Genomic DNA, 25,442 nt, shown 5'->3' on the forward strand with positions numbered 1-25,442 from the left:
ATCGAGGGTCGATATGCCGACTGGAGGTTCGATTCGCCAACGTTCGTTTTCAGTCCACTGAGCGTTAGTCCGCCGCGGTTGAATACGACGGCGCGTGGCCCTGCGAACGCAAGTAACCGACGACGACGTACACGAGCGGCGTGTCGAGGAATGCGATGAGAAGCTTCAGGATGTACTGGCCGACGATGAGCGCAAGAATGATTTCACCGGGAAGTTTCGCACCGATTCCGAGGTACTGCGGGAAGATGAAGAACGCCACGCCGACGAAAATGACGGTGTCGATGGCCTGACTGCTCGCCGTCGAACCGATGTTGCGCGCCCAAAGATGCGCGTTGCCGGTGAGTTCGCGGATTTTATGGAATACGACGACGTCCCAGTTCTGGCTGACGACGTAGGCCAGCAGGCTTCCGACCACGATGGGCGTGCTCGCCCCGAGAACGGTTCGGAACTTCTGTGGATCGACACTGGACTGTGCGGCAGGGGCCTGTATGGTAGACCAGACGAGCACCAGCATGACGAAGTTCATCGCGAACGCGACGTTCACCAGTCGAGTCGCCGCCTTCCGGCCGTACAGTTCGGAGTAGCAGTCCGACGCGAAAAAGGTCAGCGCGTAGGCCAGCGCCGCTCCGGGGAGGACGAGCGAATCGCCAGCGATCGGAAGGGAGAACGGAAGCGAGAACGCCAACACCTTCGCGGCGGTGAGTTGTGCCGTCACGAGTGCGGTGACGAACACGGCGGCGATAGCGAGTTGACCGGTTGCAAGCACGGACTGTGGTCTTCCGCTAGTCATCTTGCAATCTCCCGTGGCGCTTGTCTATCTCGTCCAAAACGTCCAGCATCTTCCTGACGGAGGCACGAATCGCCTCACTCCGGTTGACGAACTTGCCGTCCTCACCGACGTGCTCGTCCAAATCGGCGAGCAGTTCGTCGGGGACCTCGACGCTTATCTTGCTCATACCGTGATATTCTCAGAAGCATACTTAAGCACACCGTCAGGCACGCCTTCCGCCGAGCGTGAACAGCCACAGGATGGCGAGTCCCAATCCATAGGCGAACGAGACGGGGATGGCGACGAGGAACATCGTGTAGAGGCTGTCCGGGGTCACCAGTCCCGCAACCGCGAAGGTGCCGACGACGAACACTCGCCAGCGGTCGCGCATCGATTTGTAGTTGAGGATACCACCCGCGTGGAACAGGAACATCGTGATCGGGATGTCAGCAAGCAGGCCGATACCGACCGTGGTGAGGAAGACGAGCCAGAAGAAGCTCTTCACCCGGTAGGAAATCAGCATGTCCGCGGCGTGAGCGTCGGTGACGAGCCACGAGATGATGCTCGGAGCGACGAGGCCGTATCCGATCGCGCTACCGACCACGAGGCCGCCGAAGAGCGTCGCGCCCCAGATAAAGAACACGTTGCGGTTACCCCTAACGAGGCGTCGCTCCTTCATCGCGGGCCAACCGTAGTACATCACCATCGGAAGGACGGAGACGGCTGCGAGAAGGGTGCTGATTTTCACCTCGAAAATGAGCGCCTCGACGGGGTGAAGCGTGACGATGTTGAGTAAGTCGCCTTTCTGGACGATTTCCTGCGGAACACGTCGCGTGAAGTCGTCGTTGATGTAGCCGATACCGCCCCGGTACAGCCCGACGAATACGCCCGCGAGAACGAGCATGAACACGCCGACGATGCGGAACATCTTCGACGTGAGACTCTGGAAGATGAACGCGATGTCGTAGTAGTACCCGCCGATGTCGTCCTCGGTCGTTTCGTCCTCCGTGAAGGCGTTCGCCATGCCCGCCGCAGTGCTCTGGAGGACGTTTTCATCGTCGTTCGCGTCCTGTTGTTTGGCGACGTCCTCGGCGAGCGGTGCTTCACCGTCCTCAGGAACTCTGGGTTCGTCCGACTCCTCCGCTTCCTCCTCGTGAACTTCGTCCCACCGGTCGAGGATGAGTTGGGCCTTGTCGGGGTCGTCGTCGTCCATCGCTGCACGCGCGTGGTCGAGCGATTTGCTCTCGCTCATCTCCTCGAACACTTCGGGTGGGGCTGCACGCACGCCCGCGGCGTCGAGTTCGTCGATATCTAGCTCACTCGGTGCGCCGGAACGTTCCATGGTCGAACCCGCTTCGAGCGACGCGAACAGGAAATACAGTACCGCGATAACGAGTGCGAGAAGCGCGACGGCCGCCACGACGACGATGATCGCCGATTCACGCGGGACGCCGAGTATGGATTCGACGGTCGGAACGTCGTTTATCGGGCGGTACTCCGCCGGGAGTTTGGGCAGCAGTTCGTTCTGAACGTAGACGCCGCCGCCTCGCGAAATGAATAGATAGGTTCCGCCCGCCACGAGGAGCGTGATACCGACGATGTGGTTCCACTTGTTTCGCACCGTCTTCCGGAGGCTTACCTCCTCGCTTCCGCGACGGATGGTGACGACGATTTTCGTCAGGTAGAGGCTGAACCCGTAGAGGACGAGCAATGGTGCGGCCCACATGATCTGCGTAAAGGGATCCGGGGGCGAGAACACTGCACCGAACGTGAAGATGGCGATAACCGCATACCGCCATTTGTCACGGAAGGTTTCATACGGTACGATGCCCGTGTAGCCGAGGATGCTCATGATGAGCGGCATCTCGGCGGCGAGGCCGAACGAGAGCGTGAGGACGAGAACGAACTCGGTCCACTCCACGATTCCGTAGTTCGGACTGAACCCCGCGTTGACCGCGTTCTCGGCGAGGAACTTGAACATCAGTGGGAAGAAAAGCGAGTAGCCGTACGAGAGGCCCCCGATGAACAGGAGAATGGCGAGAACGACCATCGGGATGATCTTCCAGTAGGAAAGGGAGAGGTCGGGATACCATTCGCGTTGACGAAGCGAATCGCGTCCGAGATAGAGCAAAACGGGGAGTGCGATGAGCGCACCCGCAACCATCGCGATTTTCGCCTGGAGGAGGATAACGTCGAACGGGGTTACCGCGACGATTTTGACGTTGTCCATGACGTGCTGCGGCATCCCGGAGGTCGTAACGTCCTCCAGAAACGGCCAGATGACCATCGACATCGCGTAGAACGACCCGAGGAACCCGATAACGAACACGATGAAGACTTTCTGCAGATGTGTCTGCGCAGTCGAAAGCATCGCTCCGAGCGTTTCACGGCCACTAGCGACAGTTTTCGCGGTATCTTCACCGATAACGCTGTTCCCCGAGGTAGACATTCCTTGCGAATGGTAACCCCGTCCCAGTTATCAATCTTCTCGTCTCGCAAGATGAAGAAAGCCTATAATAACACGGATACCTAGCACCGGGTGAATGGGCGAAGAATCGGAGGCGACAGCAGGAAGCAATCTCTCGAAGTCCCCGAACACGGAGGATATTCGGGAGCCACCGGAGGAAGAGGACCACCTCTACGCGCCGGAAGACCCGGAACCGGCGGTCGAGCGACCGAGCCAGCCAACCGACGACCAGGAGATGCCGTTGGCGGACCACATAGAGGAGATGATAAAACGGCTCGCGGTCATTCTCATCGTCGCGGGCGTCGTGAGCGTCATCACGCTCCCGTTCGCCGAGAAGGTCATCAACTTCCTTTGGTACTCGGTGCTTCCGATCAGCGAAGGGACGCGTCCTCGGCTCTACCATCCGCTCGCGCTCGTCATGACGGAACTCAAGGTCGCCAGCCTCGCCGGGGTTATCGTCGCCCTCCCCGTGATGGTGTACCAAACGTACCTGTTCATGCGCCCTGGCCTGTATCCGAACGAACGCCGATACTACCTCGCCGCCGTCCCGACCAGCCTCGTCCTCGCCTTCGTCGGTGTCAGCTTCGCCTACTTCCTCATCCTCCCCGCCATCTTCACTTACTTCCTCTCGTACACCCAAAATGCGGAGGTCGTCACCGTCGCGTTCGGCCTGACGAAGACGTTCGACCTCATCCTGATGATGATGGGTGTGCTGGCGGTCGTCTTCCAGATTCCGCTGCTCATCATGCTCGCGATCATGATGGGGCTGACGACCCGTCAGTGGATGGCCGACCGCCGCCTCTACTTCTGGAGCGGGTTCCTCGGCTTCTCGTTCCTGTTCAGTCCAGACCCGACCGGTATGGCGCCCTTCCTCGTGGCACTCACGATGGTCGGACTGTTCGAAGGGACGCTGCTCCTCCTGAAGTGGACGGGCAGGTAACGTTTCATATCGTTTCGTTTCAGCAGTGACACTCGTCCCCTCACGCAACGATAGCTTTCGAGCATCGTAATCAGTTTATAACTAAGGGGATACGTTGCCTACCTATTGGTAGCGTTCGTGCCTTGCCCTTAGCTCGCGTGCCAGCAGCTACAGACCGCAGTTCGCGTGCCAGCCAACTGCCACCCTTTGGGTGCGAACGCCCATAATCGATTTCTACGAGTCGTTCGTCGGATAGTCAGCCGCAAAGACGTCTTCGACCACCGGTTCGGCTTGTCGTTCCGACGCACCTTCTGGACTCACGCTACCGGTTCGGTAGCCGCCTAAATCCAGCGTGACGTGGTCGAAGCCGAGTTCCGTGAGATGGTCGTGGGCGGCGCTGGCGAACTCCTCGTCCAAAGCACGATCGAGTTCTCCCTCGCCGACTTCGATACGCGCGAGACCGTCGTGATCGCGGATTCGGAACTGCGAAAATCCCCATTGGCGAAGCAGTGCTTCCGCGCGCTCGATGCGTGAAAGTCGCTCTTCGGTCACTTCCAAGCCGGTCGGGATGCGCGAGGAGAGACATGCCATGGACGGTTTGTCGGCGACCGAGAGCCCATACTTGTCCGCGATGTCACGAACTTCGGCCTTCGAGATATCGTGTTGAAGCAGTGGCGAGTACGCGTCGAGTTCCTCCACTGCCCGCAATCCGGGGCGGTGACCGGCATCGACGTCGTCGGCGTTCGTCCCGTCACAGACGATATCGATGCCGAGTTCGTTCGCTTTCTCGAACATCGTGCCGAGACGCATCGTCCGGCAGTGATAACAGCGGTCGTCGTCGTTGGCGACGAACGCGGGGTCGTCCAGTTCGCTGAATTCGGCGATTTCGTGCCTGATTCCGATCTCCTCGGCGACGCGAGTCGCATCTTCGAGCTCGGCATCCGGAAGCGTCTCGCTCTTTGCGGTACACGCGACGGCATCGTCACCCAACGCGTCGTGCGCAACGGCGGCGACGACGCTCGAATCGACGCCACCACTGAACGCGATGAGCACGCCCTCGCGGTCGGCGAGGTCCCCTTTGACAGCGGCCAGTTTCTCCTCGACGGTCGGCATATCATTCCTTCTCGTCTGCGCACGCAAAAGCCCCTCGTGATGTGCGTCGGTCTGTTCGGTCATGAAAATGTGACTCGGATATCAGACCGTGCCACGGGGTCGTCCCGACGACGGATCGCTCCCGCTGAGAGGAGCGAATTCAGCGCACGCAGAAACCGCCAAATCTCTGGAAGGCCGGTTCTACGCGACCACGAATGACGGCAGTGACGTACCGACGGTCCTCACTGGTGCCCGTTTCTCGCCGCCGCGCGTCGGGAACGTTTTTGATGTATGACGAAATAGCTCGGAGCGAATGGATTTCGAGGCGATACCCGGTGTCGGTACGAAGACAGCCGACGCGCTCGCGGAACTGGAGGACTCCGAATATGCGCTAAAAACCGGCGATGTGGCGACCCTCGCACGTGCCCCCGGCATCACGGAAGGGCGCGCCGCCACCATCGCGCGCGCCGCAATCAGGATTCGACACGACGACCCGGGCGACTTTCTCGCGACCGACAGGGCACGGGAACTGTATCGGGAGGTTCTTTCCCTTCTGCAAGCGCGAGCCGTCACGACCTATGCCGAAAAGCGTCTCGAAACGCTGTATCCGAGCGCGACTGCATCCCGCATCGAGGAGGTGCACGAACTCACCGCGCGAGCGATGGAGCGAACCCCGAGCGCCGACGTGCGGGATGCGCTGACCGGCGTCGAGCCACTCGCAAAACCACGCGACGTGACGGTCCGTGACCGGTGTCTGGCGACGACGGACGCCGAACGGTACGCGAATGCACGCAAGCAAATTCCGGAACTCCCCGTCGAGGTAGTCGAAGACGCCCGCGAATTAGCCGAACTGGCTCGCGGGTACTCGACCGTCGTCGCGCTGGACGAGTCGTTCACGGGTGTCACTGTCGAGGGAGATGTTCGGGTCGACCCCGCGGCGCTCGAAACACCCGCCGAACTCGTCCCCGAACGACCGCTCGCCTTTTTCGCCGAAAATCGTGAGACGCTTCTCGCGGCGGCGAAAGTCCACCGCGTCGCCGGGTTGGATGCACCCCTCGATATCGCGTCACTCGAATCCGCACTGTCACGAGTTACCAGAGAGGGCGGCGTGACGGGCGACGACGAACTCTCCCGCCTGACCGACGCAATCGCCGATTTGGATGCCGCCGTCTCGATGGCAGAAAACGTTGCGAACGACCGACTCAGGGACGCGATTCGGGAGCGAGACGTGACCATCGAAGGGTCCGATTTACTCTCGTTGGTCGAGCGGGGTGCTGGCGTAGACTCCCTGCTCTCGCGCGAACTGGCGGACGAGTACGATGCCGCCATCGAGGCCGCCCGTGACCACCTCATCGAGACGCTTTCGTTGGACGCCGGTGAGACCGAAATCGCTCGACAGGCGTTTCCCGACGAACCCTCGTTTCCGGTCGAACACGACGAAAGTGTGATAACACGCCTCAGAGAGGAGCTGGAAGCCGAGAAATCGAGACGGGCGGAGCGCCACAAACGCGACCTCGCACGAACACTCGCGGACGAACGCGAATCCGCCGAGAAACTCGTCCACGCCGCGCTCGAGCTGGACGTAGAACTCGCCATCTCCCGGTTCGCTCGTGATTTCGAGTGTGTACTGCCGGAGTTCGGCGGACGAGGGTTCGACATTGTCGGTGGTCGGTCGCCCATGCTCGACGTTGATTTCGCCGAGGTCGAACCGGTCGACTACGGTGTCACAGGTGTCGCACTCCTCTCGGGAGTGAACAGTGGGGGGAAAACCTCGACACTCGATTTGGTGGCACTCATCGTCATTCTCGCGCAGATGGGACTTCCGGTCCCCGCCGATTCGGTTCGAGTAGCACGGTTCGAGGAGTTACACTACCACGGTAAGACACAGGGTACCCTCGACGCCGGGGCGTTCGAGAGCACGCTTCGGGAGTTCGCATCCCTCGCGGACGGGGAGGCGGGCCGACTCGTATTGGTAGACGAACTCGAAAGCATCACTGAACCCGGTGCGAGCGCGAAAATCATCGCCGGAATTCTGGAGGAACTCGGCGAGCGCGACGTGACCGGCGTGTTCGTCTCCCACCTTGCGGATGAGATCCGAGACGTAGCAGACGAGGCGGTTGCAGTGGACGGCATCGAGGCGAAGGGATTGGTCGATGGCGAGTTAGTCGTCGAACGCTCGCCGGTGAAGAACCATCTCGCGAGGTCTACGCCCGAGTTGATCGTCGAGAAGTTGGCTGACGGCGGCGAGAGTGGATTTTACGATCGTTTACTCGAAAAGTTCAGGTAGACATCCCCGGTGTTGTTTCCTTGGAGAACTGATTGGAACGGAATCGACACCGAAACCGCTGCGGGACTGGCGGTACAGTGATGCGATTTGCAGTCGGCAACCGTAATCATCTCACGGGAAACGAGCGATAACGGAACGAATGGGGCGTGTCGAAAACGACCATCCGCGTCTCACAGCCAGAAATATTACTTACCTCCCCACCGTCACCGTTTCCACCCCAGCGGGGGAAACAGCACGAAACGGAGAGATTCAACAATGGCACAACAGTTCGAATGTACGCAACAGGATTGTGACTTCATGGTGCGAGCGAACGACGAGAATGAAGTCGTCGAGATGGTCCAAGAACACGCCCAGAACAGACACGGTATGTCGATGGACAGAAACGACATACAAAGCGCAATTCAACAGAGCTAGGGTCGAGACACCCTGTTTGCTAACTTTTTGTCTCTGGCGAAGGATTAAGTACCTCCGGAAGCGTGGTGAAAGTGATGGCAGACGACCCCGACGAGGGGATGTTGTCGTGGGACGAGTCGGTGTTCCGCGAGGAACACGTCTTCGAAATCGACTACGTGCCGGAGACGTTCGAACACCGCGCATCCCAGATGCAGAGCTTGCAGTACGCGCTCAGGCCAGCAGTGCGTGGGTCGCGCCCCCTCAACGTCATGGCACGCGGACCGCCCGGGACTGGCAAGACGACCGCGGTGCAGAAACTGTTCGATGAGCTGTCGGCCCAGACCGACGTCCGAACCGTCCGCGTCAACTGTCAAGTGGATTCGACGCGATACGCGATTTTCTCCCGAATCTTCGAGGGAATTTTCGAGTACGAACCGCCGTCAAGCGGCATCTCGTTCAAGAAACTGTTCCGCCAGATAACGGACAAACTGGTCGAGGACGACGAAGTGCTCGTCGTCGCGCTGGACGACGTGAACTATCTGTTCTACGAAGGGGAAGCCTCCGATACGCTTTACTCGCTCCTGCGCGCCCACGAGGCCCACAGCGGCGCGAAAATCGGGGTCATCGTGGTCTCCTCCGACCTCAATTTGGACGTTATCGAGGAACTCGATACGCGGGTACAAAGCGTCTTCCGGCCCGAGGACGTGTATTTCCCGGTCTACGACCGTGAAGAGATCATCGGCATCCTCGGCGAACGCGTCAAACGCGGGTTCCACGAGGGTGTCATCGGACCGGAGGTACTGGAACGCGTGGCCGAACTCACGGCCGAGAGCGGCGACCTCCGGGTCGGTATCGACCTGCTCCGCCGGGCCGGACTGAACGCCGAGATGCGCGCCAGTCGAACCGTCAGCCTACAGGACGTGGAAGACGCCTACGAGAAATCGAAGTTCGTCCACCTCTCGCATAGCCTGCACGCGCTGAGTGAAAACGAGGTTTCCCTCGTCCGGGTCATCGCCGAACACGACGGTAAGCAGGCTGGCGACGTATACGAGGCGTTCCACGACGAAACCGACTTGGGCTACACGCGCTACTCGGAGATCATCAACAAACTCGACCAACTCGGCATCATCGACGCGACCTACACAAACGTCGAAGGCCGCGGTCGGTCGCGGTCGCTGTCGCTGCGATACGACCCGGATGCGGTGTTGGCGAGATTGGACGATTGAGTCGATATCCCTTATTTGTTGTACGGCGTGTCGGTACAACGTTCGGACGATAGATTCGATCCCATCGTTTAAGAAAAACGTTTGCGGTCAGTCAGCCCCTGCTGCTGCCTGTTGCCGTTGAATGTACTCGACGATTTCGGTCGTCTCATCGACGAACTCGTCCAAGTCCACCTCGTTTCCGTGGAGCACCGTCGAGAAGTACTGGGTCGTACTGGCGAGATTGATGGCCTCTTCGAGTTCCACCTCCGTGACGTCCTCCATTCGTGCATCCTCCTTGTGGAAGTGGGTACAGTACGGGCAGTTGATGGCCGCCGCCACGCCGACGCCAATGAGCGCTTTCTCCCGTGCGGACAGTTCCGTCTCCCCGAATTCGAGGTCTCGGACGAGTTTCCAACTGTGATCGCTGGCCGGTTCCGAAAGGTTCGTGATCCAGCTTGGAACGAGTCCACAGTCCTCTTCGATTTCGTTCCGTATTTCGGTCGATACCATGATTCCCCCCATTGGGTTTCGCCAATGTGCGTATAACCTCCACCGACCGGAGTCGATGTCGCACCGGAAACCCATCATCAATAGACGACCAGCGAAGTAATGAAAATCAGCTAATGGCGTCTGATAACAGAGCGTATAGCGTTACGGGTTTTGCGGTATAGGTTATGCTGTGCCATGGTAAAACGCGACTGAGTGCTGCGGTAGACCACTGCGATACGCTTCGAGAGGACCGTTTTCCGCAGCGAGGTCGTGATTTTCCGACTCAAAACCCCTCGGCGTGCGGACGAACGTCCAGTTCGAGCGTCCATGCACTCTTGTCCTGCTCCACGAGATGCCAATACGACTCGGCGATGGCGTCGGGGTCGAGGTAGTCCTCGGTCGAATCGACATCCGTCTCGGACGGGAGAATCCCACCGTCGATGACGACGTGTGCGACGTGAATCCCCTTGGGGCCGAGTTCGCGGGCCATCGACTCCGCCAACCCTCGCACGGCGAACTTCGCACTGCTGAATCCGACCGCACCGCCTCGCCCACGAACCGACGAAGTTGCGCCGGTGAACAGTATCGTTCCGCCGTTATCGAGCATGTCTGAGAGGGCTTCTTTCGAGCAGAGGAAGCCGCCGTAGGCCGCGACCCGCCACGCGTGTTCGAACTCATCCGACGAGCAGTCCTGAAGCCCCTTCCACGTCGCACCACTCGCGTGGTTGACCAGTATTTCGATAGGGCCGAGTTCGTCGCGGACACGCTCGAAGCCTCTCGTAACCGCGTCAGGATCGGTTACGTCCACTTCGACGCCCATGACGGGCATCGGCAGGTCCGCCGCGAGCGATTCGACGTATTCTCCCGAACGGGCGAACAGACCGAGGGAACAGCCCTCATCGGCGAACTTACGGGCTAGTGACGCGCCGAGGCCCGGACCGACCCCGGCAACGATGGCAGTGCGTGGCATGCGTGAGGTACGGCGTTGCCCGATAGAAACGTACTGGCTTATGCAAACGACCCGCTCAAGTACCTCGAATCCCTACGGGAAATACCATGAGTGACACCCAGTCCGGGCCGCTCAGGCCCGACAACCCGGACGCCGAAACCGAGTTCCGGGTGGACGCCCCGTTCGACCCGGCCGGTGACCAACCCGAAGCCATCGAGCAGTTGGCAGCGGGATACGACGAGGGAATGGAAAAACAGACCCTGCTGGGCGTCACGGGGTCGGGGAAGACGAACACCGTCTCGTGGGTCGTCGAAGAGATACAGAAACCGACGCTGGTCATCGCCCACAACAAGACGCTGGCGGCGCAGTTGTACGAGGAGTTCCGGAACCTCTTCCCGGACAACGCGGTGGAGTATTTCGTCTCCTATTACGACTATTACCAACCCGAGGCCTACGTCGAGCAGACCGACACCTACATCGACAAGGACGCTTCCATCAACGAGGAGATCGACCGCCTCCGCCACTCCGCGACGCGTTCCCTTTTGACTCGGGATGACGTGATCGTCGTTGCATCGGTGTCCGCGATTTACGGACTGGGTGACCCGCGAAACTACGAGGAGATGAGCCTGCGCCTCGAAGTCAGCCAGGAAATCGGGCGCGACGAACTGCTCGCTCGCCTCGTGGATTTGAACTACGAGCGCAACGATATGGATTTCACGCAGGGGACGTTCCGCGTCCGCGGTGACACCGTCGAAATATTCCCGATGTACGGGCGGTACGCGGTTCGCGTCGAACTCTGGGGCGACGAAATCGACCGAATGGTGAAGATCGATCCGCTCGAAGGTGAAGTAAAATCACAGGAACCCGCCGTCCTCGTCCACCCGGCGGAGCACTACTCAATTCCGGAACAGACGATGAGCGATGCGATCGCGGAGATCGAGACGGATTTGGAAAACCGGATTCGGTATTTCGAGCGAAACGGCGATCTCGTGGCCGCCCAGCGAATCGAGGAGCGGACGACGTTCGATTTGGAGATGATGAAGGAAGCGGGCTACTGTTCGGGTATCGAGAACTACTCCGTGTATCTCTCCGATCGCGACGTTGGCGAGGCACCGTATACCCTTCTCGATTACTTCCCCGACGATTTTCTCTGTGTCATCGACGAATCGCACCAGACGGTTCCGCAAATCAAGGGCCAGTTCGCAGGCGACAAGTCCCGGAAGGATTCGTTGGTCGAGAACGGGTTCAGACTTCCCACGGCCTACGACAACCGCCCGCTCACGTTCGAGGAGTTCGAAGAAAAGAGCGCGAAGACGTTGTACATCTCCGCGACACCCGCCGATTACGAACAGGAGGAGAGCGAGCAGGTCGTCGAACAGATCGTTCGGCCGACGCACCTCGTCGACCCCATGGTCGAAGTCAGCGACGCATCGGGGCAGATCGACGATTTGATGAACCGTATCGACGCGCGAGTCGAAGCGGACGAGCGCGTCCTCGTCACGACGCTGACGAAGCGGATGGCCGAAGACCTCACCGAATACCTCGAGGAGGCGGGCGTCGCCGTCGAATATATGCACGACGAGACGGACACCCTCGAGCGGCACGAACTGGTTCGTGGGCTTCGGTTGGGCGAGTTCGACGTGCTGGTCGGCATCAACCTGCTCCGAGAAGGGTTGGACATCCCCGAAGTGTCGATGGTCGCGATCCTCGACGCCGACCAACAAGGATTCCTGCGTTCCGAAACCTCGCTCGTGCAGACGATGGGTCGTGCGGCCCGCAACGTCAACGGCGAAGTCGTGCTGTACGCGGACGAGGTAACCGACGCGATGGAAGCCGCGATGGATGAAACCCGACGCAGAAGGGAGATCCAACGGGAGTTCAACGAAGAACACGGGTTCGAACCACAAACCATCGACAAAGCGGTTTCCGAGGCGAACCTGCCGGGAAGCAAGACCGATACGAGCACCGTTACCGGAAGCGCGCCCGAGACGGACGAGGAGGCGGCCCAGTACATCGAAGAGCTCGAAACGCGCATGCAAGAGGCCGCAAGCAACCTCGAATTCGAGCTCGCTGCCGACATCCGTGACCGGATTCAAGACGTTCGTGCGGAGTTCGAAGTCGACATGGGAATCGAACCCGAAGGCGGCGTCGAACCGGGGTTGGACGAGTTCTAATCCGCATCATCGTTCTCGGGAATCCCGTTCGATATCAACTTTTTTCAGTATGAACGGTCGTATAGCAGCCACAATGATACGTGCACTCCGAGCGGACGCGCTGAATCGAACGACCCGATCACGGCACCCGACGCTACCGGATGAGGGGGTCAGCTGAAAATGTCGCTCCCGCTGGGGTTCTCGCCGGTCGGTCTGGTCGCGTTCGTCCTGCTGACGTTCGCCATCTGCACGACCGTCAACACCTTCGCCATGGAGGCCGCAGTGCTGTTCACACCCGCCTTCCTCTTCGTCTATCCGAAACTCGTTCCGGCGTTTCCCGACCTCGCACTGCAGGGTGCGATCGGGCTAGCGTTGTTCGTCGAACTGTTCGGCTACACCAGTAGCGTCACGGCGTTCTGGCTCCGCGGACAGGTGAACTGGGGCATCGCCAAATCCATCCTCGTCGTGAGCATCCCAGTCGCCATCGTCGCCCGCGCAGTGTCGTACTTCGTTCCGTCCTCGGCACTGAAAATGCTGTTCGGCGGGATGTTGCTCGTGCTTTCGGGTATCCTCTACGACGCACACCGTGACGGGAAATCGCTCTCCGACTGGGTTTCCGGCACTCGACTCGAAAGCTTCCTCTCCAGTAGGGATGCGGTACGGACGGACGGTGGGACACCGGTCACCCAATTCGACGGATTCGACCAAGCCATCGCTGGCGTCGGTGGTTCGATGGCGGGACTCGTCGGTATCGCTATCGGTGAACTCGCACAAACGCTGTTGACGGTTCGCAAGAAAATCCCGATTCGTCACTCGACCGGAACGAGCGCGCTCGTTCTCCATGGAACCATCGTTTCGGCACTCGCTGCAAATCTCGTACTCCTGCGCTACGCACCGGCAGCACTCAGCGGGCATCATTTCACCGTTCCGTTCGGATTCGGTCTCGTGGCCGGACTGACTTGCATCGTCGGCGGCCAGATGGGTGCGTTGCTCAACAGTCGAGTTCCGGAAAAACGGACGGTTCAGACGATGATGGTTGTATACTCCCTCGTCGGTGTACTCACCCTGTTCCGCGTCATCGTCCTCGGGTGAACCCCATCGAGCGTTTCGCTTCCGACGGGTCAGTTCGCCTTAGGTTCCGTTTCCCGACCGATTTCCGTCGCCTCATCGACCTCGATATCGAGTTCGGTTAGCATCTCCTCGATATCGTCTAACCCGAGCAGTTTCTCCGTTTCAGGATCGAACTCGTTGCTCTCCAGCATTGCGCCGTTGCCCTGCACATCGCTACCGGAGAGGAGTTTGCCGTACCGACCGACCAACGAGGAGAGTTCCTGTGGCAGGACGAACGTGGCCGATTTGCTCTCGCCGATACGCTTGAGCGAATCCATTCCCCGGTCAATGATCGCCCGTTCACCCATCGATTCGGCGGATTTCGCACGAAGAACGATGGAAACCGCATCACCCTGTGCTTCGAGGATTTGGCTCTGTTTTTCTCCCTGTGCTCGGATGATGTTCGACGCTTTTTCTCCCTCTGCCATCTCGATGGCGCTTCGGCGTTCACCCTGCGCTTCGAGGATCATCGCTCGGCGGCGGCGTTCGGCGCTCGTCTGTTGTTCCATCGCGCCGACGACTGAGCGACTCGGCATAACCTCACGAACTTCGACGCTCTCGACACGGATGCCCCACTCGTCCGTCGGCGGGTCGATTTCCTCGCGGATTCGGGTGTTGATAACGTCCCGGCGACTGAGCGTTTCGTCCAGTTTCATATCCCCGAGCACTGCTCGGAGGGTCGTCTGTCCGAGGTTGGCGACCGCCCTTTCGTAATCATCGACGCCGAGGAACGCTCGTTTCGGGTCCATCACCCGAACGTAGAGCACGGCATCGGCGATGACGGGCGAGTTGTCCTCCGTAATGGCCTCCTGCTTCGGCACGTCGAACACCCGTGTCCGCATGTCGAATCGGTGTGTCGCGCTGACGAACGGAGGGATGAAGTGGATGCCGGGGTCGAGGAGCTTCCGATACTCGCCGAAGACGGTCAGTGCTCGCTTTTCGTAGGGCCCGACGATTTCCACGGCGCTGTTGACCGTTATCGCGGCGAGACCGAGGAGGAGAATCCCCGCAATCGCCATCGCGTCGAGAAACGGCAGGGCGAGAATGAAGAACGCCACGAAGGCGATGGCGAGGAGGACGGACCCTGCGCTCACTCTCGCGGTCGTCTTGCCGAGAGTGTAGAGGGGGTGGTTCATACGTGTGTCTTAAGCCACCAATCGCTTAACAGTTACGTGCTACCGAATGCCGAGTCCGTTTCTTGTTTTGCTACCGAGTCACCCAACACGGTGTTCCCCGACCGGAACCCGTCGAAATGTCCACCCTCCAGGAAGTCTACTTCGCCACCGTCTCTCGCCTGTCCCCTTCCTGCACTTCGGGTTCGATGTACACCTTCTTCACGTGGTCGTTCGCCGCGAACATCTCGTTCTCGATGTGCGTGATTCGGTCGTCCATCTCGCCCGTGTCGAGTTCCGGGTCGAACGCCACGTCGGCGGCGATGATGACCTTCCCGGGACCGAAATAGACGGTTCGGAAGTCGATGATCTCCGTCACGCCGTCCGATTCGTCTAGCATGATACGGAGTTCGTCTTCTTCCTCTTCGGGAAGACTCTCGCCGAGGAGGAGTCGTTTGTTCTCCCACGCGAGCGCGACGGCGAATCCCATCAGCATGAGGCCGATGAGCAGGGCGGACGCCGCGTCGTACATCGGATTTCCGGTAACTCGGGAGAGGTAGACACCGAACAACGCGATTCCCGCGCCGCAGAGCGCGATCGTGTCCTCCGTTAGCGCCGTCAGGGTCGTCACGTCGCTGGTCTTGCGGAAGGCCTCCCGGAAGCCGCTCCAGTCGCGACGGTTGATTTCGATTTTCATCGCCTTGTAGGCCTTGATGAACGCATAACTTTCGAAGAGGATGGCACCGATGAGGACGGCGTAGTTGACGTATATCGGGTCGAACGTTTGCCCGAGGAGGTGCACCGGTTCGATGTGTTCGGCGTGGGGATGCATCAGTGCGTTGTAGCCGTGTTTCGCGCTCTCCCATCCGGCGATACCAAAGAGCAAGACGCTCACGAGAAAACTGTAGAAGAACTGTGCCTTGCCGTAGCCGAAGGGGTGTCCACGGGTTGCCTCACGTCCGCTGTACCGAATACCGATGAGGAGGAACACCTGATTTCCGGTGTCCGAGATGGAGTGGTACGTCTCCGAGAGCATCGCCGGACTCAGGGTGAGGAGATACCCGATGAATTTCAACACGGCAATCGCCCCGTTCGCGAGAAGGGCGGCAATTACGACGGACTTGCTACTCGCCATTACCCGAATAGCATCACGGAGGTGTCAAAGTCCTTACGACGGAACACGCAAGTCCATCCGATACCAACGCCGGCGTATGATAACCATCGTTTCCGACACCCACAGCGAGACGGGTCACGAACTCTCGGGGCGAACCGGAGAGGCAGTCCGCGAGGCCGACCTCGTCGTTCACGCGGGAGACTTTACGACCGAGGCCGCACTCGACGCGTTCGAAGCCGAGAGCAACCGATTGGCCGCAGTTCACGGCAACAACGCGACGCCGGGCGTGCTCGACCGGCTTCCAAAGGTTCGAACCTTTGAAACAAACGGCGTTCGGTTCGTGCTCACCCATCGACAGCGGGGTGGGAACACGGGACTGGAGCTACTCGGACGAGAGCGTGACGCGGACGTCGTCGTGTTCGGTCACTCACACCGACATCTGGTGGCGAACGTTGGTGAAGTATTGTTGTTGAACCCCGGCAGTCACGCTCGTCCACGGGGGGGACTGCCGACACATATCGAGTTGGAACCGCAGGAGGAGGGCTTCGGTGGTGGAGTTTTCAGGCGGAACGGGAAACTCGTTCAGGAGTTTACCGTTGGAGGGCTGGTGGAAAGCTGATGGCGTTGGCGGAGGGCCGAAGCAGGGCGGTTCCATTTCGTAGTATGCACGACGACATAATGTATTCTTGGTAAGCTAAAAAAGGCGTTTTAGTTATCGTTTTTTCACACGAATCGGTCTCAGTCGCGGACGAAATACCACCAGACAGCACCGAGTGCAATGACGAGGGCACCGCCCGCGAAGAACAGCACTCCCGGCGGAATCGTCGTTGCGACAGTACTCGTCGCGTCCTGTGCCGCACGTGCACCTTCGTTCGATGCGATGGACACGCCACCACCACCCGAGGGCGACCCGTTCTCTGCGGCCTGCCCACCGATTCCTAGTATCCCTTCCGTGGCAGCATACTGAATCGCGGCGCTGACCGCACCGAGCAGAACGGCGACGCCGAGAACACGCGAAAGCGCATCTTTGAGGCCGGTAGTCTGGTCTTCCCGCCCCGCAAAGAGGATGAGCGGCCCGTCCGTCGGTGCATACACTTTCATCTCCCTGCCTTTTTCCGAGTAGATCGTATCGACCGGTGAAATGAGCTCGGCGTCCTCCAATTTCTGGAGGTGGTATTGGGCGTTCTGGAGCGAGGTATCCGCTCTGTCGCTCAGTTCGGACGCGGTTGCGGGTTCCTCGTGGAGCGCGGAGAGAAGGTCTCTGGCCGTTCCCGACGAAAGTGCCCCGAGTAGGTCGTCGGCATCGTCGCTATCGACGCCGAGTACACGCGGGTTACCACCCGTGGGGGGGTCCACGTCCGTGCTGGAGGGCAAGAGGTCAGCCATATTTATGCGTATGAATCTACTCGTCAATCAACTTTGTCACTAGCACGGCGAAACGAATTTGGTTCGTGAACTGATAGGCACGGGTATGCAACCAGTTGGAATCATCGGGGATCTCCTCAGCGACCCCGTGTTCGTCGGTCTCCTCGTCGCGATACTCGCTTTCGTCTTCTTCATCTACCTGTTCATCCGTCGCACGCTGACCGGGTTTCAAGAAGGCGTGCAAAAAGGCCAGCGATAATCCAACTACGATTCGCTCGGCGTGAACTGATTCTTCACGACGCCGCCGACACCGACGAGGAGTCCAAGCCACAGCGTTCCGGTTGCCAATTCGAACGGAAGGAGTACATTACCGAGAACCGCAACTCCGCCGAACTGGGTCAATAAAATTCCGAGCAAGAGGGCGTTCGTCGTTTGCATACCGTCCGAACCGAGTGACAAATCAAATGTTTTCCGGATAGTTTCAGACCGTACTGTCTCCGACAGATCTGCCTCAGACTGCGTCTCGAACCGCTTCTGCCGCGGTTTCGACATTCCCTCGATTCACGTCCCAGTGCGTACAGAACCGGACGACGTGCGTGTCGAACTGTGTCCCGAGAACGCCCATCTCCTCACAGGCGGTGAGGAACTCATCCGCGGTCAGTCCAGCGTTTTCCGTGTTCACGAGGACGATATTCGTCTCCGGCGGTTGGACTGCGAGACCGTCGATATCAGCTAATTTTTCGCCGAGAACGCGGGCATTTTCATGGTCGTCCACGAGTCGGGAGACGTTGTCGAGCGCCAGCAGTCCTGGACCAGCCAGTACGCCAACCTGACGCATTCCGCCGCCGAACAACTTTCGCGTTCGTCGAGCGCGTGCGATGAAGTCTTCACTTCCGGCGAGCATCGATCCGACCGGTGCGCCGAGACCCTTCGAGAGACAAAACATTACGGAATCGATTTCCTCGGTGAATCGGGCGGGCGGAACATCGTGGGCGACGGCAGCGTTACAGACTCGTGCTCCGTCCAGATGAACCGGAACACCGAGTTCGTGAGCCGCATCCGCCGCCGCGTCGATTTCCTCGGGTGCGATAGCGACACCACCCTTGCTATTGTGCGTGTTTTCGAGGCTCAACAAGCCAGTTCCTGGTCGATGTGCGTCCTCCTCGACGTAGCCGGATTTTACCTGTTCGGGCGTCGGAATCCCTCGCTCACCGCCGTCGAGCGTTCGGACCTGTAGGCCTGCGTGCTGAGCCAATCCGCCGAGTTCCCACTTGTAGATGTGGCTCTCGCGTTCCACGAGGATTTCCTGTCCGCGGTCGGTGTGCACCCGCGCTGCGATTTGATTACCCATCGTCCCCGTCGGGACGTAGAGGGCCGCTTCCATTCCCATCAGCTCGGCGGCCCGGGTTTCGAGCTCGTTTACCGTCGGATCTTCTCCGTACACGTCGTCGCCGACATCGGCATCGTGGGCGGATTCGCGCATCTCGTCGCTCGGCTTGGTTACCGTGTCACTCCGTAGGTCGATCATGTCCGCCCTTTCCGCGGCAGTGAACAAATAAGCGAGGGTGAACGCACGGTTTTCCGGGTGACGTACCGAAAGCGGTTTCCGGTATCCATGAAATCCAACACTATGGATTCACGGATTCGGAAACACGCCGAAATCATCGTAGACCATTCGCTCGATATCGAAGCGGGCGACAACGTCGTGCTTCGCGTTCCGTCCGTCGCTGACGAACTCGCGATTGCACTGTCCAGACGACTCGGCGAACGCGGGGCGTTCCCCCTCGTGATGAACGGACGACGGGACCGAAAGCGGGCCGCGTTTCTCAAATCGGTTGACTCGGCTCACCTCAACACCCCGGAACACGAACAAGCGTTGTTCGAGGCCGCGGACGCCGTCGTTCATGTCAGGGCGGACGAGAACGCCTCCGATATGAGCGACGTGGATGCGGAGACGCACGCGGCATACAATCAGGCGTACCAACCGATACAGGAAGAAATCCTCTCGATGCGGTGGTGTCTCACACAACACCCCTCGCCGGGAAGCGCGCAGTTGGCCGAGATGAGCACCGACACGTACGAGGAGTTCGTCTACGGCGCGATGAACAAGGATTGGGACGAACAGCGCGAGTTCCAACAGCAGATGGTCGAAATCCTCGACGGCGCGGACGAAGTGCGCATCGTCTCGGGCGACACCACCGACCTCACCATGTCCGTGACGAACATGAAAACCATCAGCGACCACGGGGAAAACAATCTGCCAGGTGGCGAGGTATTCACGGCGCCGGTTCCCGATTCCGTCGAAGGCGAGGTGTTGTTCGACAAACCGCTCGTCCACCAGGGCCACATCGTGGAAAACGTGTGGTTGAAGTTTGAAGGGGGCGAAATCGTCGATTTCAGCGCCGACAAGAACGAGGATGTGCTCGCGGGCGTCCTCGATACCGACGAGGGAGCGCGACGACTCGGCGAACTCGGTATCGGAATGAACCGCGACATCGACCAGTTCTCCTACAACATGCTGTTCGACGAAAAGATGGGCGACACCGTACACCTCGCAGTCGGCATGGCGTACGACATCTGTGTTCCCGAAACGGAGGAGCAAAACGACAGCGCGGTACACGTCGATATGATCGTGGATATGAGCGAAGACTCGCGAATCGAGGTCGATGGAGAGGTCGTCCAGCAGGACGGCACGTTCCGATTCGAAGAATAGCGCCAGGAAGCGCTCATTCGTCACATCGGATCATTTCACCTCGTGAGCGTACATTTCGAGCGCACGATGATGCGGGGGAGGGTTTAGAAAACGCGTGAGACCGTCATATCATATAACTGTTTCGGCACCTTCGATTTAAGTACCTTCGGTAGTATAGCAACAATCGTGTCAAAAGTACCTTGTCCAGACTGTCGTCGGAACATCGCATTCCACGAACTGGAAACAAAGACCGTTGCTCAATCGAGCGGCTTCTCTACCAACTACCGCTGTCCGTTCTGCCGGAACGCGATCGAAAACGTCGCCGAACTGCTGTAAGTCGTTATCGGAAGTAAGCGAGCATTCGCGCCACTGACAGCGACAGCGTCCGTGATACCAATCGAGCACGGAGTCGCTCGGTATCGATTCGTCGATGCCTGCCGAGCATGTCGTGTTCCTCGCGTGCCCAATCCACCGTCGCGGTCGAAAAGCGCGCTTCCGGAACATCCTCGTTCATACGCCGGACGAGTAACCACTCGTTGAAAGTCGTTTTCGTTCCGGCAGGCAGCGTATTGTGACGTTATCCCCAGTTTCCGCTCACGTCTCAGGACTCCGCGACCCCGAATCAACGACTGTGGCGAGCAATGAACTTCAATCGCTCAAATCGAGGTCCTCGAACTCGTCGGCCAAGGATTCGAGAACGTCCCTCGCGTCTCCCTTCGTATCCTCGTCGATATCCTCTACCGCTTCGACGCTGTGTCCGCCGCTGTAAGCGGTCTGCAGTGCGTTCTCGTTCAACTTTCCATCGGGACCGACGACGGGCAGTTGCAGGTCGTCGTACGTGTCCGGACTGTCGAATCCGGACGAGGAGAGGACGAAGTGGCTGGCGATGTCCGAGAGGTCATCGGTGTCGAAGTCGTGTTCCTGAGGGGCACTCCACTCCTCGTCGGTCGTGTCGTCGTACTCCGGTTCGTGAACGCTATAGTTCGTCATAGAAGGTCGTGATGACCGCGATCATAGAGAGTTTTGAGGCTGCTATTGCAGGCATCCCCCGCCGATGGTTGCTGAACTATTTTACCCGAAGGCGAACAATCCCCGAACGATGGCAGAGGTGAGCGCGGATGAAAACCCCTACGTCGAGGATCCACGAACCGATTTCGAGTCGGTCGAAGCACTGAGTACAGACAACGCGCGCGAGCAGGCCGAACTCCTTCGGGAGGCGATTCGACACCACGATTATCGGTACTACGTCGAGAACGATCCGATCATCGCCGACCGAACCTACGACACGCTCTTCACGCGCTTGCGGGAACTCGAGGACACCTTCGGCATTCAGACGGACGACAGTCCGACGCGTCGAGTCGGCGGCGAACCGGTGGACGAACTCCAAACCGTCGAGCACGTCACACCGATGCTCTCCATCGACTCCAGTGGCGAATCCGACGACGTACGTGATTTCGACGACCGGATACGACGGGAAGTCGGCGACGACGTCGAGTACGTCTGTGACCCGAAGTTCGACGGGCTTTCGCTCGAAGTCGTTTACGAGGACGGCGAGTACGTTCGCGCCGCAACCCGTGGCGATGGCCGAGAAGGCGACGACGTGACCGAAAACGTCCGAACCATTTCGAGTATTCCACATCATCTCCGCGGTGACTATCCGGATTTCCTCGCTGTTCGCGGCGAGGTGTACATGCCTCGGGACGCCTTTCAGGAGTTCAACCGCGAGCGAGTCGAAAGAGGAGAGGACCCCTTCGCCAATCCGCGAAACGCCGCCGCCGGATCGCTTCGACAGCTCGATTCGTCCGTCACCGCGAGCCGCCCACTGGACTGTTTCTTTTACGACGTGCTGGACGCGAGCGAGGAATTCCCGACGCACTGGTCGGAGTACGAGACCCTGCCAACGTACGGCCTGAAGGTGGTAAACAGGACGGAACTGGTCGAGGACATCGAGGACGCCATCATTTACCGGGACGACTTGATGGCGGAACGCGAGGAACTGAACTACGAAATCGACGGCGTCGTCATCAAAGTGAACGACCGCTCCGCCTGCGCTGCACTCGGAACGACCGCGCGCTCCTATCGCTGGTCGTACGCCTACAAATTCCCGGCACGTGCGGAAGTGACCGAGATTACCGACGTGATACTCCAAGTCGGGAGGACGGGACGATTGACCCCCGTTGCCTTGCTCGAACCGGTGGACGTGGGTGGCGTCACCGTCTCGCGGGCCAGCCTTCACAACCCTGAGGAAATCGCAGAGAAAAACGTCAACGTCGGCGACGAGGTGCGAGTCCAGCGGGCAGGTGACGTGATTCCATACGTCTCCGAAGTGATGGAGAAACGGAACGAGGGGCACTACGAGTTCCCCGACCACTGTCCGGTCTGTGACAGTCCCATCGAGCGCGATGGACCGATCGCGTTCTGTACGGGCGGACTCGCCTGCGATGCCCAACTCCGGCGCGCAGTCGCCTACTACGCGAGCGACGATGGACTCGACATCGAAGGATTGGGCGAGGAGCGTGTCGAACAGCTCATCGACGGCGGCCTCATCGAATCGCTTCCAGACCTCTACGAACTGGACGCCGACGACCTGCTCGAACTCGACGGCTGGGGCGCGAAGAGCGCGGAGAACCTGCTCGCGGAGATCGAGGAATCCAGACGGCCACAGCTCGCGAACTTCGTCTCAGCCATCGGGATTCCCCGTGTCGGAACCGAGACGGCCCGCGCGTTGGCTCGCGAATTCGGGTCGATGGAGGTCCTGATGACTGGCTCGCGCGACGAACTCGAATCCGTGCCGGACATCGGACCGATCGTGGCGAACCAGGTTCGGGAGTTTTTCGACTCCGAGCGCAACCGCGAGGTCATCGAGGAACTGCTGACCCACGTCGAACCGGAAGCGGAGGAAACCGACGGCGGCGACGAACTCGCCGGTCTGACGTTCGTGTTCACCGGGTCACTCTCCCGCTCGCGCTCCGATATCTCCGATTTCGTCGAAGCGCACGGCGCGAACGCGACGGGAAGCGTTTCCGGCAACACGGACTACCTCGTCGTCGGCGAGAGTCCGGGGCAGACGAAGCGTGAGGACGCCGAAGAGCGAGGCGTGCCGGTTGTAGAAGAGGACGAGTTCTGGGACGTGTTGGACGAAAACGGCGTCGAGCGAGCGGAATTGGACGAACGCTAGAGGTCCGCTCGGTCGAAGATCAGATACCCGACTGCGATGGGGATGAGCAACCAGAGTAGGAACTGCGCTAGCACGACGGCGTTCGAGAGATAGAACGGCATCTCGCCGATAGCCTGTTTGTAGAGTTGGAGTTGAATCCCGCTCAGCTGATATAACCGCGCGTCTAGCGTCCCTCCCATATAGAGGCTGGCGACGAGGGTTTCGTAGGCTCGAACGGGGTTGAAATATTTGACGAACAGTCCGTATTTCGCGAACTGTGCCGTCTCCAATCCGAGCGAGAGTTTGTCGTCGAGGACCAACAACGACCGACGGACGTGCTTCCACAGCTGCGTGAACAGGACGTACAGTGCGACCGACCCGACCATCGCACGGCGGTTCGTCGACGCGGCGGCCGAAATCCCGATGGCGAGGCTGACGAACGTCACGCCGAGCGCGACTGTGAGAACGGTGAACAGCAGGTAGCTCACGATTTTGAGCGAGATGCCGAAGATCACGAGCACGACTGCGGCGGCTATCAGACCGAGGAAAATCGGCACGGCGATGACGCCGCTCCGTCCGAGTAGCTTTCCCACGACGATGTCCTGCCGGGAATGGGGAAGCGACAGCATGAGTTTTATCGTGCCAGTCTCTCGTTCGCCGATGATGGCGCTGTAGGCGACGACGAGCGCGATGAGTGGGACGAGGAGCGCGACGACTTTTCCACCCAACAAGGCAATAAAGGCGTCAGTGCTGGCGTTTTGATTCGTGTTGCCGAGACCCTTCCCGACGAAGTACGCGCTACCGTTGAACAGGCCGACGAAAATCGCCGAGACGACCCAGAACCACCGTGACCGAAGCGAGTCGCGGAAGTCCTTTCTGGCGACCGCCTGCCACGTCATGCCGTCACCTCCGTTTCCGTGTAAGTTACGAAGAGGTCTTCCAGCGAGGCCTCCTCCGTCTCGAAGTCCTCGATGTCCACACCCGCGTTTTCGAGCGTCGCGATGACGGTTGTTTTGACGCTCGCCTCACAGGTCACGATCAGGATGTCGCCGTCGCGGGTGACTCCCGTCACACCGTCGACATCACGAACGTCTTCGACTGCGTTCGGCGGTAGCGAACTCGTCTCGACGGTGAGCGTGGTGTCGCCACCGGCATTCCGGCGAAGCCCTTCGATGGAATCCTCCGCGACGAGTTCGCCGTCGTGGAGAATGCCGACGCGGTCGCAGACGGCTTCGACCTGCCCGAGGATGTGGCTGGAAAAGAAGATGGTCGCGCCGCGCGCTTTTTCATTCCTGATGATTTCGCGCATCTCACGCGCACCGTTCGGGTCGAGACCGGTCGATGGTTCGTCCAGAATGAGCAAGTCGGGGTCGCCGACGAGTGCCATCGCGAAGGCGAGTCGTTGGGCCATCCCTTTCGAATACCCGCCCGCCTTTCGGTCGGCGTCGTCGAGGAGGCCGACTCGGTCGAGAAGTTCCTCCGGGTCGTCGTCTGCCTCCTTCGATTCGATAGCGAATTCGACGTGCTGGAGGCCCGTCAGGCGATCGTATACCGAGAATCCTTCCGGAAGAACGCCGGTTTGCCGGCGGACGGCGACGCTTTCTTCCTGTGCATCCATCCCGAGAACTTCGACGCTACCCGCAGTCGGCCGAATGAAATCGAGAATGAGATTGATCGTCGTCGATTTTCCCGCACCGTTCGGTCCGAGAAAACCGAACACCTCCCCCTCTTTTACGTCGAGCGAGAGGTCGTTGACGGCGGTGACGGCGCCGTATCGCTTCGTCACGCCGTCGAGTCGAATGGCGGCCATGGTTCCGGGTTACGGCAACGGACATAAAACGTTACTGTTCTATGTCACACCATATCATCCGGCTCGTGCTGTGCCGTCATTCGCTCGACTTCCGCCGCATATCGCTCCTTGACGGCGTCATCGTCCACCTGCGCGAGGCGCCCTTCTTCGACATCGATTGCGGCGGTCGTCTCACCGCCGAGTCGTCCTGCCAGTTCTTTCTGGAGGTATCGCTCACCGTCGGATGTCGCGTACACCAGTGTCAACAGGTCGCGATCGCTATACGTTCGCTCCACGAGCCACGCGCGTACGTCGGTCATGATCGAACATTCACCCGTCTTCGATTTGTATCTGGCGAGGGATGACTTAGCCGCAACCTT

At 59.6% G+C, this 25,442-nt stretch carries 27 protein-coding genes; 11 read left to right on the top strand and 16 right to left on the bottom strand.

Annotated features, from left to right (window positions below; translation table 11 throughout):
- Positions 1-64 precede the first annotated feature (64 nt).
- The 3 genes from OOF89_RS04955 to tatC (OOF89_RS04965) are packed head-to-tail and all read right to left on the bottom strand — an operon-like array spanning position 65 to position 3,218.
- Entirely contained in the window at positions 65-790 is a 726-nt protein-coding gene (locus tag OOF89_RS04955) for a queuosine precursor transporter (RefSeq protein ID WP_266078957.1), read from the bottom strand.
- A complete protein-coding gene (locus OOF89_RS04960; protein WP_266078959.1) occupies positions 783-956 on the bottom strand; it encodes a ribbon-helix-helix domain-containing protein in 174 nt (57 codons plus the stop codon). The genes OOF89_RS04955 and OOF89_RS04960 overlap by 8 nt, the downstream gene beginning before the upstream one ends.
- Before the next feature lie 36 nt (positions 957-992).
- Positions 993-3,218 carry a twin-arginine translocase subunit TatC gene (gene tatC, locus OOF89_RS04965; protein WP_266078960.1) on the bottom strand — a complete coding sequence of 742 codons (2,226 nt, stop codon included), beginning with the start codon at positions 3,216-3,218 and terminating at the stop codon, positions 993-995.
- A 94-nt stretch (positions 3,219-3,312) separates the two neighbouring features.
- Between tatC (OOF89_RS04965) and tatC (OOF89_RS04970) the strand changes: the two genes are divergently transcribed.
- On the top strand, positions 3,313-4,176 hold the full coding sequence (tatC, locus tag OOF89_RS04970; protein WP_266078961.1) for a twin-arginine translocase subunit TatC: 864 nt from the start codon (positions 3,313-3,315) through the stop codon (positions 4,174-4,176).
- Between the two features lie 213 nt (positions 4,177-4,389).
- On the opposite strand, the gene larE is transcribed toward tatC (OOF89_RS04970), so the two are convergent.
- Complete coding sequence (larE, locus tag OOF89_RS04975; RefSeq protein WP_266079866.1) at positions 4,390-5,268, bottom strand: ATP-dependent sacrificial sulfur transferase LarE; 879 nt, start codon at positions 5,266-5,268, stop codon at positions 4,390-4,392.
- Between the two features lie 292 nt (positions 5,269-5,560).
- Here larE and OOF89_RS04980 point away from each other — a divergent pair, with 292 nt between their 5' ends.
- The 3 genes from OOF89_RS04980 (at position 5,561) to OOF89_RS04990 (ending at position 9,153) form a co-directional block, all read left to right on the top strand.
- A complete protein-coding gene (locus tag OOF89_RS04980) occupies positions 5,561-7,534 on the top strand; it encodes a MutS-related protein (protein WP_266078962.1) in 1,974 nt (657 codons plus the stop codon).
- A 255-nt stretch (positions 7,535-7,789) separates the two neighbouring features.
- Positions 7,790-7,948, top strand: coding sequence for a DUF1059 domain-containing protein (locus OOF89_RS04985; RefSeq protein ID WP_266078963.1), 159 nt, complete (start codon positions 7,790-7,792; stop codon positions 7,946-7,948).
- A 74-nt stretch (positions 7,949-8,022) separates the two neighbouring features.
- Positions 8,023-9,153: an ORC1-type DNA replication protein gene (locus OOF89_RS04990; RefSeq protein ID WP_266078964.1), complete on the top strand. Its 1,131-nt coding sequence runs from the start codon at positions 8,023-8,025 to the stop codon at positions 9,151-9,153.
- Positions 9,154-9,240: 87 nt separating this feature from the next.
- On the opposite strand, the gene OOF89_RS04995 is transcribed toward OOF89_RS04990, so the two are convergent.
- Together OOF89_RS04995 and OOF89_RS05000 are read right to left on the bottom strand one after the other, a co-directional pair.
- Entirely contained in the window at positions 9,241-9,642 is a 402-nt protein-coding gene (locus OOF89_RS04995) for a carboxymuconolactone decarboxylase family protein (protein ID WP_266078965.1), read from the bottom strand.
- A 262-nt stretch (positions 9,643-9,904) separates the two neighbouring features.
- A complete protein-coding gene (locus OOF89_RS05000) occupies positions 9,905-10,591 on the bottom strand; it encodes an SDR family NAD(P)-dependent oxidoreductase (RefSeq protein ID WP_266078966.1) in 687 nt (228 codons plus the stop codon).
- An 86-nt stretch (positions 10,592-10,677) separates the two neighbouring features.
- Between OOF89_RS05000 and uvrB the strand changes: the two genes are divergently transcribed.
- Complete coding sequence (gene uvrB, locus OOF89_RS05005; protein ID WP_266078967.1) at positions 10,678-12,744, top strand: excinuclease ABC subunit UvrB; 2,067 nt, start codon at positions 10,678-10,680, stop codon at positions 12,742-12,744.
- Between the two features lie 159 nt (positions 12,745-12,903).
- Complete coding sequence (locus OOF89_RS05010) at positions 12,904-13,815, top strand: sulfite exporter TauE/SafE family protein (protein ID WP_266078968.1); 912 nt, start codon at positions 12,904-12,906, stop codon at positions 13,813-13,815.
- A 29-nt stretch (positions 13,816-13,844) separates the two neighbouring features.
- On the opposite strand, the gene OOF89_RS05015 is transcribed toward OOF89_RS05010, so the two are convergent.
- Positions 13,845-14,852, bottom strand: coding sequence for an SPFH domain-containing protein (locus OOF89_RS05015; RefSeq protein ID WP_266079868.1), 1,008 nt, complete (start codon positions 14,850-14,852; stop codon positions 13,845-13,847).
- A 253-nt stretch (positions 14,853-15,105) separates the two neighbouring features.
- The gene (locus tag OOF89_RS05020) at positions 15,106-16,080 is read right to left on the bottom strand and encodes a cation diffusion facilitator family transporter (protein ID WP_266078969.1); all 975 of its coding nucleotides are present in this window, start codon (positions 16,078-16,080) and stop codon (positions 15,106-15,108) included.
- A 76-nt stretch (positions 16,081-16,156) separates the two neighbouring features.
- Here OOF89_RS05020 and OOF89_RS05025 point away from each other — a divergent pair, with 76 nt between their 5' ends.
- Positions 16,157-16,678 carry a metallophosphoesterase gene (locus tag OOF89_RS05025; protein ID WP_266078970.1) on the top strand — a complete coding sequence of 174 codons (522 nt, stop codon included), beginning with the start codon at positions 16,157-16,159 and terminating at the stop codon, positions 16,676-16,678.
- Positions 16,679-16,797: 119 nt separating this feature from the next.
- On the opposite strand, the gene OOF89_RS05030 is transcribed toward OOF89_RS05025, so the two are convergent.
- A complete protein-coding gene (locus OOF89_RS05030; RefSeq protein ID WP_266078971.1) occupies positions 16,798-17,445 on the bottom strand; it encodes an ArsR/SmtB family transcription factor in 648 nt (215 codons plus the stop codon).
- An 85-nt stretch (positions 17,446-17,530) separates the two neighbouring features.
- Between OOF89_RS05030 and OOF89_RS05035 the strand changes: the two genes are divergently transcribed.
- Positions 17,531-17,683 (top strand): DUF7859 family protein, encoded by a 153-nt coding sequence (locus tag OOF89_RS05035; protein ID WP_266078972.1) that lies wholly within the window; start codon positions 17,531-17,533, stop codon positions 17,681-17,683.
- Between the two features lie 5 nt (positions 17,684-17,688).
- Here the strand turns inward: OOF89_RS05035 and OOF89_RS05040 are convergent, their stop codons facing one another.
- Positions 17,689-17,862 carry a hypothetical protein gene (locus tag OOF89_RS05040; RefSeq protein WP_266078973.1) on the bottom strand — a complete coding sequence of 58 codons (174 nt, stop codon included), beginning with the start codon at positions 17,860-17,862 and terminating at the stop codon, positions 17,689-17,691.
- A 73-nt stretch (positions 17,863-17,935) separates the two neighbouring features.
- A complete protein-coding gene (locus tag OOF89_RS05045) occupies positions 17,936-18,952 on the bottom strand; it encodes a threonine aldolase family protein (protein ID WP_266078974.1) in 1,017 nt (338 codons plus the stop codon).
- Between the two features lie 102 nt (positions 18,953-19,054).
- Between OOF89_RS05045 and OOF89_RS05050 the strand changes: the two genes are divergently transcribed.
- Positions 19,055-20,137 (top strand): aminopeptidase, encoded by a 1,083-nt coding sequence (locus OOF89_RS05050; protein ID WP_266078975.1) that lies wholly within the window; start codon positions 19,055-19,057, stop codon positions 20,135-20,137.
- A 165-nt stretch (positions 20,138-20,302) separates the two neighbouring features.
- Positions 20,303-20,452, top strand: a complete 150-nt coding sequence (locus tag OOF89_RS05055; protein WP_266078976.1) for a hypothetical protein — start codon at positions 20,303-20,305, stop codon at positions 20,450-20,452.
- A 4-nt stretch (positions 20,453-20,456) separates the two neighbouring features.
- Here OOF89_RS05055 and OOF89_RS05060 read toward each other — a convergent pair whose 3' ends face one another.
- Both OOF89_RS05060 and OOF89_RS05065 read right to left on the bottom strand, forming a co-directional pair.
- Positions 20,457-20,630, bottom strand: coding sequence for a hypothetical protein (locus tag OOF89_RS05060; RefSeq protein WP_266078977.1), 174 nt, complete (start codon positions 20,628-20,630; stop codon positions 20,457-20,459).
- A 134-nt stretch (positions 20,631-20,764) separates the two neighbouring features.
- Positions 20,765-21,106 carry a hypothetical protein gene (locus tag OOF89_RS05065; protein ID WP_266078978.1) on the bottom strand — a complete coding sequence of 114 codons (342 nt, stop codon included), beginning with the start codon at positions 21,104-21,106 and terminating at the stop codon, positions 20,765-20,767.
- 109 nt (positions 21,107-21,215) lie between these two features.
- Here OOF89_RS05065 and ligA point away from each other — a divergent pair, with 109 nt between their 5' ends.
- A complete protein-coding gene (ligA, locus tag OOF89_RS05070) occupies positions 21,216-23,294 on the top strand; it encodes an NAD-dependent DNA ligase LigA (protein WP_266078979.1) in 2,079 nt (692 codons plus the stop codon).
- Here ligA and OOF89_RS05075 read toward each other — a convergent pair.
- From OOF89_RS05075 to OOF89_RS05085, 3 genes are read right to left on the bottom strand one after another with little or no spacing between them, the layout of a single operon-like run.
- Positions 23,291-24,172: an ABC transporter permease gene (locus OOF89_RS05075; RefSeq protein ID WP_266078980.1), complete on the bottom strand. Its 882-nt coding sequence runs from the start codon at positions 24,170-24,172 to the stop codon at positions 23,291-23,293. The two genes, ligA and OOF89_RS05075, sit on opposite strands and share 4 nt — an antisense overlap.
- On the bottom strand, positions 24,169-25,083 hold the full coding sequence (locus tag OOF89_RS05080) for an ABC transporter ATP-binding protein (protein ID WP_266078981.1): 915 nt from the start codon (positions 25,081-25,083) through the stop codon (positions 24,169-24,171). The genes OOF89_RS05075 and OOF89_RS05080 overlap by 4 nt, the downstream gene beginning before the upstream one ends.
- A 44-nt stretch (positions 25,084-25,127) precedes the next feature.
- Positions 25,128-25,382: a hypothetical protein gene (locus OOF89_RS05085; RefSeq protein ID WP_266078982.1), complete on the bottom strand. Its 255-nt coding sequence runs from the start codon at positions 25,380-25,382 to the stop codon at positions 25,128-25,130.
- Positions 25,383-25,442: the final 60 nt, after the last annotated feature.

The sequence above is a fragment of the Haladaptatus caseinilyticus genome (assembly GCF_026248685.1).
Classification (GTDB): domain Archaea; phylum Halobacteriota; class Halobacteria; order Halobacteriales; family Haladaptataceae; genus Haladaptatus; species Haladaptatus caseinilyticus.